Source organism: Lysinibacillus sp. fkY74-1 (genome assembly GCF_053165895.1).
Window position 1 is genome coordinate 587,514 of the sequence record NZ_CP170173.1, and the last position, 11,739, is coordinate 599,252.

An 11,739-nucleotide genomic window follows, 5' to 3' on the forward strand; every position below is an offset into this window, starting at 1 on the left:
ACTTGGCTGAAATTTTGAAAGAAGCTAGAATTAATAAGCGAGAAAATAAGGTAATCAGTCGGAATAAACGTTTCTGCTCTAAGTGTCTCATGAAACGTTTCGATTGGGGCATTATCAGAGGGCATCCTTTACGGGACATGCTTATGATAATGCCTTTTGCTTTGATGGCTTGTTGGTACGCTGCATAAGTATAAATCGATCCATGGTAGCTGTGTAAAACCACCTTGCAGTAAAACGGATAATGCTGTAGATTATCTAACACAAGGTTTACATTTTGAGTATCAGACATCGTTTAAGCAATAATTTCACCATTAAATATACTTGATAGATATGTATTGAATTAGGTGAACTGAACTAAGTTTAAATCTTCTTATTATGCAAAGAATTCATATTTTCTGTTTAGAAAAGGAAAATATTTTGGGGATTTATGGTGGAAAACCTTGGCTAAATGAATTAAAATCATGAGTTAAACAGAATTAATGAAAAAAATATACAAGGAGGTATTCAATAAGCTCTTAGTCTTAAAGTATGTTTTTAAAAAAAATTATAATATTTTATTAACTATTTTTGTGACAATTAGAAAGTCTGATGAATGCTTAAAAGTAAAAAATTAGTAAAGTGTCGTTGGAATTACGTACATACTATGACTAGAATCAAAAATACGCGTTACAAAATACGCTTTAAGGTATAAATTTTGCTATTATTACAGAATATTTGCTAGATTTAGCGAAAAACACTATTGTTTTTAGTGAGACAGAGTTATTTTTGCATAAATTGACCTTAATAGGCGTAGTTTGAAACAGGACGCTTATACCAATTAATTGATATTCGAGACAAATACATGGACATTCATAAAGTTCATTTCTTGATTTTTTTAGTTGGTATGGTAATACTAAATACCACGGTCTTAACAACATGAATACAAAAGCATATGAAGCAGGATATCAAATTGTATTTGATCAAACATATTATTCGGAAGGTAATGATTCTTATAGTGAATACAGTAACGGAAGAATATGAGCCTCTATGTTAATAGACAATCATCCCAATGTTAGCAATAACGTAGCGGATATTTCCTTTTTATTGCCACCAACTGCTAATAGGGATTATTTGATTAAACCCTCTTTTCCAAGCTATTAATTCTATATCGTTTTTTATTATGCAAAGTCAAAAGATTTTACCCATTAATATTCTGTAATTATCTTATAGTGGGCTACAATTATATAGTGAATTAACTAATATAGAATAATAAAAATTTTTATTTCTGTGAAGATTTTCATTTTACAATAATAATATGTATGTTTGTAACAAAGGAAAGTAGGAGGGAAAATGAGAAATTTTTTCGAAGATCAGTATAAGTATAATGGGGAGAATCAAATAATAAACTTAGTTAGTGAAATTAGTGAATACAAAGGAAAGTTAACTGCTTATCAAGAACAAAGATCTGATATATTTACTAGACTGGAAAATGCTATGCCAATACAATACATAAAAAACTATGTTTCAATTTATGAGGATATAAAAGTTTCCAATAAACGATTAAAAGAACTTATTTTAGGAGATATAATACCCCAGTCGATCTCAGAAGATGCGATATTTTGTTACTATGAAACTCTGACGCTTGTGCGTGAAAAATCTAATGTTTTTACTATTAGTCCAGATACTATACAAGAATTGCATTTTCAATTAATTCATTTTATTACCTCGGATGGTGCAAAATGGAGACAAAAACCATTTTCTATCCCCGGAATACTGGAGAATGGGATGTACACGAAGGTTTATCGTCCTCTTCCACCTGAAAAAATTCAAGTGGCTGTAGAACAATTATGCGACCAGTATAATTTATTAAACTGTAAAAAAGAATGTCCTACTATTCTACTGATAGCTTATTTTATATTCAATCTTTATTGCATAATTCCATTTAGTCAAGGCAATGGGAGAGTGACTATAATGTTAATGCAATTATTACTAATAAAAAGCGGCCATACATTTGTAAAATATGTTTGTTTAGATGAACATATAAAGAAAAGAGAATCAGAATACTATGAAGCAATCTATAAATCATCAGCAAATTGGTATTGTAATGAGCATAATAGTAGCTTTTGGTTAAAAATATTCTTAACAATTATTTTAGATGCTTATAAAAATCTACATAATAGAGTTAAGGATTCTATAAGTAGACAGACTAAGATAGAGAGAATTCAGAATTTTGTTCTTAATCACGAACAACCTTTCACAAAAGAATGCATTCGGAGTATGTATCCTGATATAGCCGAAAGAACAATTAGTAAAGCTTTAAATGATTTACAATTATTAGGCGAAATTAAGCTTGTTTCAAAAGGGAGAAATGCGTGCTGGATGAAAGTGTAACCTTAAAAGTATGGGATTAGAACCAACAACCCAGAATTACTTAAAGCAGCCTTTGAGGATTGTATATCACAGTTGTCTGTTTTTTATAAACAACAAAAAAGCGGCTAACTAAATTCAGTAAGCCACTACAATGATCATTCAACATTTGAAATACTCAAAATTCCAATAAATGAAATTTATGAATGTCCGTGTCCGTTTCGGATATCAATTAATTAGGTTGAGCGTCCATTTTCAGACTACGCCTAGTAAGGGCCAATTTATGCAGAAGACTTTGTTCTCCGATTTCGTCATACAACTGTTCTCCATGTCTTTAGCCATGTACATTATATTCACCAATTAAATTTTATAAACATAAGTTTTCTTAATAGGAGTAGCCTAGGCTCTTGAATACTATGAACTATGAAACTGATTCAGATACTAAAAAAATAAATTATTAAAAAGGTCTTGATTCCACTAAAATGGGGTTTGCTGGATTTGTAACATCTAAAATATCGACCTCTAGTGTACTACCCATTACACCTTCGAATTTACCAGTCCCTTGTGCTTTTACTATAACTCCACCAGTACTTGGAAAGTAATTGAATTCTATTCCATTTAAATCATTTTTCTGAGCATTAGTCAGTTCATACCAAAATTGAGCCGTATATTTGCTCCATGTATGATTTTCCCAATAATGACCATTTGGTGCACGATATACAGCAGTCCCTTTTATTGTAGTCATAGGATTGACTCCTTCACCAGTAAACGAAACATCACCCCAAAAATTTAATTGTTTTAAAACAGCGACTGCTTTATATTTTTTACCCGATGGCACTCTTATATTTTGTGAAGGTGCTGTTAATGTTCTTGTCACGCTCTTTGTATTTGTGTTTGTAGTAGAAGAATTAAATTCTGCATTTAATTTTAAACCTTCTACTAATAGAGGAACTTTAAAAAATAGGTCACCAGACCCTCCAACTTTAAAACCATTTTGTGTCGCTGTCGATGTTGTTTCTTGTACACTCTCACTGTAACTAATTGTTGTAAGTATCTGTTCTAGAGGAGTTTTTGTATTATCAAGTTGGCCTACTGTTACGTAATTAATCGTTGTTGAATCATAGTTAAGATTATTTAATGTATTACTCGTAATACTAAAGTTTAGCTCTGTCTCAACACTATCTGGGGCTGGATTAAAAATTAGTGGAAGTCCTTTTGAATAGTATTTTGTTCCAGCTATTTCATTAGTATAATAGTATTTTCCGATTTTGTTCAATTCAGATTGAACATCTTTAATACCTACTGCGTTTGCTTGTTCATTAATGCTTATACTAGTTGGAGTATTTTCTGCTAGAACACCTTGTTCTTGAGAAGTACTAATATGATTTGCACTAGCTAAACTTGGGGATGCTAAAGCAAATGTGGTTCCTATAGATGCAATTGCAGCTATAGTTAAAGTTTTTTGCACTAAATAGTTCCTCTTTTTCATAGATATTTTCTCCTTTTCGATTTTTTTCTGCCACACTAAAAATAATAGTTTTCTTCACATAATTGAGCAAATATTCTGTAATTTGAACGAAATCCTTATCTAAAAGCGCAATTTGTTAACGCGTATTTTGGATTCTAATGATATTAAGTACGTAATTCCAACGACATTATACTAATTTATTCATTTTTAAGAGGTCATAAGGTTTTTTAATTGTCACAAAAAAGGAGGCACGTACTCATTTACTTGAAGCTGAATTTACAATATCCATTTTTAGAAGCTATACGAGATGAAAAGGAAGGCGAAGAAACAACTAATTTAAAACTAAGTAGAAAGTATCAAGCTATTTATGATACTTTTCTGCTGTATCGGTTAAAAATATGACGCGTTATTATAATATTTAGCATATATAAGTCAAAGTGCTTATTATAACTGGCTCCAAAATAGTAAGAAACAAGCGATACATGAAAAGAGCAGATTTTCAGGGCTACGTACTATTAAAGACGATTTATGAAAAAGTGGGTTATAGAGGACTTTACATTGCACTAGAAAGAACTACTTCAAATTCCGATGAATCATAAAATAATTAAACGATTAATACATAAATTCAATTTATATTCGAAAGTAAGACATACAAATCCTTATATACGAGAAATCATTGTTTATGAAGTATAGACAGGTTTATCCATGGAGTTTGTTAATTGTACGATAAAGAATTAGAAGAACATTTTAATGACAGTGGACATCCAGAAACGATGATTCATTCAAATCAAGGTTTCCATTATACACACCCAGCATTTCAAAAAGGGGTTAAAGATATGTGATTACTTCAGTCAATGTTTAACCAAGGAAACTGCCTAGATAGTTTACCAATGGAGTAGTGCCCCATTCCTATTAGTGATAGTATTTTTCTGATAAAGATTGTAGGTGTTGAAGTACTTCTTGACATATCATATAACGCATAAGGAGCTTTCCCTTGCAGGCATAGATTTTTGAAAGTCCAGCATGCTGTGTATAGTTTTCCTGTAATAGCTAATGAATCCAAGACATGATAAATCCAAGAGGACCTCCAAAATACCCTCCAAATACAGTTTTACACACCACGGTACTAAATCCAAAAATCCATGCTACGATTAAATTCTCATACTCTTCACTAACAGATTTTTTAATGAGTGGAAGAATACACTCGAGTCCATTAACAATACAAATACGTCTCAAAAACATCCACAGAATAATCTCCAGTGCAATATGTAACGTAAATCGAGTGTTTATTCGCATAATGAATTCTCTTTTGGTGGTATAACTTTATATCCAATTCCCCTTAAATTTACGATTATTTTTAGATTGCGCGTATCATCCCCAGGCTTTTTCCTTAGCTTTGAAATATGGATCGTTACGATTTTCTCCTCGCCATACACATCATTTCCCCACACGAATTCATAGAGCTGTGAAGTTGTAAAAATGCGATTTGTATTTTTACAAAAGAAATGTAGTAGCTCTAGCTCCTTAGCTGTACAGTCGACGAGCGGATTGTTAACGATTAATGTAGCAGATTCAGGATTAAGGGCAAAGTCACATATTGTTCTATACATATATTTTTTAGTTAAATTTGTTGTCTTTTGCATAGCAAGTACAGTAAAATGACAAATATGAATAAAATTAGAAATAAAAGTATTATTATGTAGGTGGGTGATTAATAAGTAAATAAAAGTAAAATATGGTATATATATTTGGATTGAGTTGTGGTGAAATACGTCTTTAAACGAGTCTACTAACCACTCGTATTTTTTATATACTAAACTTTTAATATTAAAGAAAAGACTAGATGCTACTATGAGTATAATTTTATTTTTATTAAAACAGATACAGCTATTCCGAAAAAAACAAATCTGCAATAAGTTGGCGAACGTGCAACAACATACATATACAGATAGTAAGCTCAGCGATGACGTAGAACACAATTTCGAGTGTATGATGAGCCGAAAAGCATTGTTTTCTTAGGAATCGTGTTTTCTGTAGTTAAAATAACGGTTTGCTTTTTCTACTTGGCGTTGAATAAAGCACTTGGATTGTTGTAGTAAATAGAGCTCATTCAAGGGACTTTTCCGCAGGGAATGTCTGAGTGTTGTGAGGTGCTTTGGATGGCAACTAATCGCAGGAATTTGAGTTAGTTTTCCCTTAAAACCAATCTCGACACCCATAAATAAAGTGTCTCAAATGACGCAAAATAGGTTTAGGAAAATAAAGTGGGAACTGACAATTAGAAAAATCTTTGTTGATTTGTTGTTTAGAAATTTTCATTCTAACCAATAATTGGCGTTCTACCTTTTTCGTGTTAATTATTTAAAGTTAATTTGCTCATGTGAGTTAGTAATAACAGGAGGAGATTCAATGTTTATCGTATTTTTTATTCTATTAATCTTAATTATCATTACTACAATTTTTGTATTTAGCTTTTTGTTAAAGAAAAAACCGCTCATTACCGTGCTTGTACTTGCGTTGATATGTGTGACTGCTCTATTAACAAAGCCTTCAGAAACTATGTACTATAAAGCATTGGCAAATAAACATGGCCTGCAATGCGACGATAACGGCACATGTACAGCTGGTCAACACATTTATACGGTCCAGCAGTTTAGCAGCCACAATTTAGGTCTCTTTACAACGTATCATTTAAAAATGACTTATGGCGGTGGTACACATTTGCGTGAAATTGATAGCATTGGCGCCTTCTACAATATTTTTACGTATACCAATAGATAAGATTCTGGCATATAGGTAGTCTTACTATTCTAGCTTCAATTAACACGTTCTTATTAAATTTAAGGGCCTAGTTTATCCTTTGGAACAAAAAGCAGATTAATTATTTTTAAATACAACAGGTTAACAGTACACACTGGAATATGCTTATCTTATAACCCATAATAAATAACATTCCCAAAAAAAGTTAGGGAATCAGCCAAACCCTCTATTCAATTGAATGGGGGGTTTGGCTGATTAAGAGTAGTATGAAAAGTATCGTACTCGTAAAAAACGGAAATTCTGTAAGGGATTTTGGTTCGGTTAAGTAGACCAAAACTCGGTAGACCCCCTAAGGGAGGTGAGGTCAAAGGTAAACAAAAACAGACTAAAGGGGAGTTGAGGGCTGATCGTGATGCAATTGAAGGAGAGTTTAGTGAAGGCAAGTGCAAGTTATTACCTGGACCTATATTCAAGTACGCCTTCAAGGGCACTACAATTTTTCTACATGAAAATTAAAAAGTCCTTCGGAATAAATTTTGGCCAATTTTCTATCGATGCATCATTCTAAAAATATATGCTACATATTATCGTAGGAGAATATGGGGAGCTACTTGGCTGAAATCATTCAGTAGCGTCTTTATAAAAATTGTAAATTATTATCGGATAAGATAATAATCATGTGTGATTGGTATAACTGATTCTTATTTTTACCTTTTTATTTATTTATAGTTTATTTTTACCATTTATTGTGATATATTCTAAATAAGAATCGATTCGAAAAATTGCAAAGAGTTAAAGAAATACTAATTTTTTAAAGGAGTAATATTATGAAAAATAAAATTGTTAAAATGTCTGCTATTGCTGTCCTTTCTATTAGTCTTTTTAATGCTGGGACTAATGCTAGTCTTGCAAATAGTAAAGAAGATAGTTTTGAACAACTTGTTCAAAAGCTGGAAGAGACAAAAAATTATATTCAGTCTGGTATTGAATTATCAATTAACGAAAGAGACCAACTTTCAATAGAGAATTACAATATGTTACATGACTATTTAGAAGAAAATCCAAACATTGATCATGAAAAAAAAATATCAATTGTAGATCAAGTAAATGACCTTGATGTTATAATATATGATTCTCAATTAGAAAATAACTCAATCAGTTATACAAATAGTGATGATACTGTTATTTCTCCATTTGCTTTAGAGATTGGTGGTGGAACTTCTAGATATAAAGGAGATATTTTAATTAGTAACGTCGCTAAATCTTATGATGTTATTCGACATGGACATACTGCGTTAATGAGTACAATTCCTAATTACGTTGTTGAAGCTGTTCGTTCAGGGGTTACACATAATCCTGCTTCTGTGTATTGGGGTCAGGCACATATAAATGATGAAGAATTATACTATGTTAAAGATGCCCCTGATTCTGCATATTTAGCAGCATATCAATTTGCGGTTGATCAAGTAGGTGAACCATATAATGTGAAAACTGGTTTTGACAATAATGATGAATGGTATTGTTCAAAACTTGTATACAAAGCTTGGCAATCTGCTGGTTATAGAGTTGGACCAAAAATGGGTCCTGTATTGCCGATTGACATTGCTGCTAGTGGTAATACAATAAAATATTCTAATGTGCCCAAAAATATGTTCTAAGATTTATTACATATATGGTTGTCTTAGAAGGGGTATTTTAATAAAAAAATGCCCAAATAGCGAAAGCAGAAACGTTGATTTAACAACATTTCTGCTTTTCGATTTTCACATAAAATTACTTCAAAAAGGGCTTTTTAGACAGTCCTAAATAATTATTTTGAAACATAGGTGAATATATGAAATTATCTAAGTTTTTTACATTTTTTATTATTTTATTTTTACTTTCAGGTTGTGAAGAAACTATAATAGATAACGAACGAAAAAAAGAAACAGATGAAATAGATATTATTGAAATTAATGATATTACAAATTTCACAACTGATAGACAGGGTGATTATTTAGTGTTTAATTTAATGGATCCTATTGCAGAAAAAGGATATATACAAGAATTTAATTCGAATGGTGAAATTATAAAACGCTATGAGATTTCGGATAGACTTTTCGCTCCTTCTAACATTTATTTTTTCCAAAATAAATACTATTTTGCTAGTAGTGGATATTCAGGCGATTCTAAAGTCATGTCGTACAACCCAAATAATTCGAAAATCTCGTTTATTAATACAGGTCAAAATGATTTTGTAGAAAGATTCTATATGGATGACGATTCAAAATTTATTATGACAAATATGGATAAAAATTTAGATAATAAATTTTGCAAAATTGGACCCAATAAGTGTATTGAATTCCCTGAAAATTACAGAATACATGATATCACAATACTTGAAGGTGCTCCAATTGTAGTAGGGATTGTAAAAGATGCACAAGAAAATAGTGAAGATATTTTAAAAATAAGGAAATATAGTGAGGACTTAGAAATTATAGATGAAGTTAATTTAAACCAGTATCCTAATTATTTTTCTTTTACTGGTAAAAATAATAAACTATATTTATTTATGTATAGTGGAGATATTGTAGAAATAAGTAGTGATTTAAAAGTAAGCACTTTTTCTTCTGACTTTTCAGCTATAATGGATGATATAGTTAATATAGAATTCAAAAAAAACCTAATGCTAGAGAATGGAGATATTTTGATAAATATTGTATTAAACGCTATTAATCAAAAATTAAATTTTATAGTAAAAGTATCATTTAGTACTGGTTCTCCTCAAATGGAGATATTAGAAAATACAGCTAATAAAAATCTATTAAATGTTGATTATGACGCCAATGAATTTTATACAGCTTCTTATGAAGATGATAAAAACGTGATCTCTGTATGGGATTCAAAAACTTTAAAAATAAAAAATAAGTTTAAGCTTGATAGTATATATAGCGTTTATTTAGTAGATAAGTTAAACTAGTCTAAATTAAATTTTGATATGCCAAATTCCGTTTCTAAACAACCATAATTCAATACACAACACAAGTAATAAAAAACATTCTAGTAATAACCAATAATTTATACAGATTTTAGATCTGTTTTATTTAGCGAGGGCACTCAGCCCCTTCTTCACGAATAGAAGAGGGGTTTTCCAAATGCTTGGGTTTCTTCTACGATGAAATCAACGTTTTCAGCAAAATGCAGGCAGAAATTTAAGCCTTGTTATTGCAAAATTAGTAGATCGTGATACAGTTGAGTTGAAATTTAATTCAGGTATTGTAGAAGCATCTAAAGCTGCAATTTCTAACATCATTGGAGTAACTGGTCAAGCAGTTGAGAGTAAATCTAAAGGCAAAACTAATTGATTCATGTTATAATTTTTAAACATAAGGATCCTTCTTTCTGTATAATTTTGTTGTGGTGACTTAATTTTATCAGAAGTGATCCTTATTTTTTATGAAAAAATTTCACAGGCTTTTTAATTTAGAGGTGAGTTTTGTCCCAGCCTCTTCTTACGATTAGTCAACCTTATTTAAAGAATAATTTATATTTTTATGAGTGTTAGTGGTGAGGGATAGCCCTCACCACTAACACTCATTTTTAGAAACACCAAAAAGACCTGACGATTTTTATTTTTTTCGAAAGGTCATTATTATATAGTTCTATGTAGGTATTACGATTTCTGAGCTGGTAGTGCGGACTCATAATCGTAAAGAATGCCACGCGTCAGTAACTGAAATGTCACTTTTAGAAACTTATTGATGCAGGCGATGATCGCAACCTTATGAGGCTTCCTCAGAGGTTGCTTTTTTAATTTGTAGTAATAGTCCACAAAATGATTCGGTTTTCCTTTAGCCATAAGCATGGCGCACACCATAAAATATAAAATCTTCCGTAAATGTTTATTTCCTCGTTTATTAATCCGGTCTCGATATTGCGTATTCCCAGACTGTTACCGCATAATATCAATGCCTGTGTAAGCGTTCAGTTGTTTCGCATTTTGAAAGCGGCGGTGTCACCAATCTCTCCAATTAATCGTCACGCCGTTGAATCGCCAATCCCAGGAATCGAACGAAATACTAGATATTCTTTCCGTCCTTCCGACAATTCCACCATCTGTTTCACAAGCGTATCTTTTTTCTCTAGTAAATCCGCAACGCGAGCTGCGTAATCTCGTGCTTGATCACAACGAATATCTGTAGGTTTAATCGCTGGGTAACTATTTTCAGCTGCTTTTAATAATGTAATAGCTTTAGCCTCCGCACGCATCAGCGATAGCTTTTTTCGCGTATTGACCTTTAAACGATTTTTAATAATCGTTTTAGAATAGGCCTGTAAAAGTGCGGGATGCGGATATAGTTGTACAATATTTAAAAATAGTGCTGAACTCGGTGTAATCAGCTTTTCTAATTCTGGAAAACTCAGCTTAAAATGGCATGCATTCTACTTTTGAGTAAAATGATTTCTTCGTCAATTTCCTCGTAATAACGAGTCAGTGCACGCATCTGTTCATAATAATCATCTTGTATGTACGTTATTTCGCGTTCCATTTTGAAATGTGTCTTCGCGAGTTCATGAGCATCACTGATCTCGGTTTTATTGCGACGCATCGTTGCCATCTGTAAATTCGCTTCAAGTGGATTCATGCGGCAGTACGTATAGCCGTAATCTTTTAAAAACGCTTCGACAGGTTTTGAATAGATGCCTGTTGCTTCAAATACGATATCTGGCGCTTGTCCATCTTGCTTTGTCATCTCTTCCATTCGTTCGTGTAATCGCTCAAAATCAACCCGTGTATGATGTAGCACACCTTCAAATTCACATTGGCGATGACCATCATAAATCGCAACGGTACTTTTTCCTTTACTGACATCTAACGCAATGACATGTTTCATCTCATCCTTCTCCTTTCGACCAATCATAGAAGCCTTCACAGTACCTTATCGATTCCACTTTCTTATACACGATCTCTTGGACCCAACATACTAAACTGATTCATATAAGGGCATGAAGTTAGCCGGTTTTATATACGGACTCATAAATGGTCCCAGAGGCTGGTCGGCTTTTCTTAACTTCTACTATAAAAAAATAGCACAAACCATGGCCTTGGTTTGTACTACTAATGTTAGTATGTTTTATATACTCCCGACATGCTTATGAACTACAAGGGTACAAAATAAGTGATG

General features: G+C 32.0%; 6 protein-coding genes and 3 pseudogenes. 5 read left to right on the forward strand and 4 right to left on the reverse strand.

What is annotated here, in order from left to right:
* Positions 1 to 68 precede the first annotated feature (68 nt).
* Positions 69 to 220, reverse strand: a pseudogene (locus tag ACE1MS_RS02770) (IS3 family transposase); the annotation flags it as partial.
* Between the two features lie 1,109 nt (positions 221 to 1,329).
* On the opposite strand from ACE1MS_RS02770, the gene ACE1MS_RS02775 reads away from it, so the two are divergent.
* Positions 1,330 to 2,370 (forward strand): Fic family protein, encoded by a 1,041-nt coding sequence (locus tag ACE1MS_RS02775; RefSeq protein ID WP_031417543.1) that lies wholly within the window; start codon positions 1,330 to 1,332, stop codon positions 2,368 to 2,370.
* A 433-nt stretch (positions 2,371 to 2,803) separates the two neighbouring features.
* On the opposite strand, the gene ACE1MS_RS02780 is transcribed toward ACE1MS_RS02775, so the two are convergent.
* Positions 2,804 to 3,835 (reverse strand): ETX/MTX2 family pore-forming toxin, encoded by a 1,032-nt coding sequence (locus ACE1MS_RS02780; RefSeq protein WP_447402685.1) that lies wholly within the window; start codon positions 3,833 to 3,835, stop codon positions 2,804 to 2,806.
* A 218-nt stretch (positions 3,836 to 4,053) separates the two neighbouring features.
* Here ACE1MS_RS02780 and ACE1MS_RS02785 point away from each other — a divergent pair.
* Positions 4,054 to 4,653: pseudogene (locus ACE1MS_RS02785) on the forward strand (IS3-like element ISBsp3 family transposase); the annotation flags it as partial.
* 447 nt (positions 4,654 to 5,100) lie between these two features.
* Here ACE1MS_RS02785 and ACE1MS_RS02790 read toward each other — a convergent pair.
* On the reverse strand, positions 5,101 to 5,457 hold the full coding sequence (locus ACE1MS_RS02790; RefSeq protein WP_447402686.1) for a winged helix-turn-helix domain-containing protein: 357 nt from the start codon (positions 5,455 to 5,457) through the stop codon (positions 5,101 to 5,103).
* A gap of 766 nt (positions 5,458 to 6,223) precedes the next feature.
* Between ACE1MS_RS02790 and ACE1MS_RS02795 the strand changes: the two genes are divergently transcribed.
* From ACE1MS_RS02795 to ACE1MS_RS02805, 3 genes are all read left to right on the forward strand, one after another.
* A complete protein-coding gene (locus tag ACE1MS_RS02795; protein WP_289449466.1) occupies positions 6,224 to 6,595 on the forward strand; it encodes a hypothetical protein in 372 nt (123 codons plus the stop codon).
* Between the two features lie 806 nt (positions 6,596 to 7,401).
* Positions 7,402 to 8,232 carry a YiiX/YebB-like N1pC/P60 family cysteine hydrolase gene (locus ACE1MS_RS02800; RefSeq protein WP_289449464.1) on the forward strand — a complete coding sequence of 277 codons (831 nt, stop codon included), beginning with the start codon at positions 7,402 to 7,404 and terminating at the stop codon, positions 8,230 to 8,232.
* 176 nt (positions 8,233 to 8,408) lie between these two features.
* Complete coding sequence (locus tag ACE1MS_RS02805) at positions 8,409 to 9,533, forward strand: hypothetical protein (RefSeq protein WP_289449462.1); 1,125 nt, start codon at positions 8,409 to 8,411, stop codon at positions 9,531 to 9,533.
* A 693-nt stretch (positions 9,534 to 10,226) separates the two neighbouring features.
* Here the strand turns inward: ACE1MS_RS02805 and ACE1MS_RS02810 are convergent.
* Positions 10,227 to 11,448: pseudogene (locus ACE1MS_RS02810) on the reverse strand (IS110 family transposase).
* Positions 11,449 to 11,739: the final 291 nt, after the last annotated feature.

Bases quoted from the DNA above. Each gene is read 5' to 3' on its own strand.
- ACE1MS_RS02790 (WP_447402686.1), bottom strand. From the start codon at position 5,457: ATGCAAAAGACAACAAATTTAACTAAAAAATATATGTATAGAACAATA.
- ACE1MS_RS02795 (WP_289449466.1), top strand. From the start codon at position 6,224: ATGTTTATCGTATTTTTTATTCTATTAATCTTAATTATCATTACTACA.
- ACE1MS_RS02775 (WP_031417543.1), top strand. From the start codon at position 1,330: ATGAGAAATTTTTTCGAAGATCAGTATAAGTATAATGGGGAGAATCAA.
- ACE1MS_RS02805 (WP_289449462.1), top strand. From the start codon at position 8,409: ATGAAATTATCTAAGTTTTTTACATTTTTTATTATTTTATTTTTACTT.
- ACE1MS_RS02800 (WP_289449464.1), top strand. From the start codon at position 7,402: ATGAAAAATAAAATTGTTAAAATGTCTGCTATTGCTGTCCTTTCTATT.
- ACE1MS_RS02780 (WP_447402685.1), bottom strand. From the start codon at position 3,835: ATGAAAAAGAGGAACTATTTAGTGCAAAAAACTTTAACTATAGCTGCA.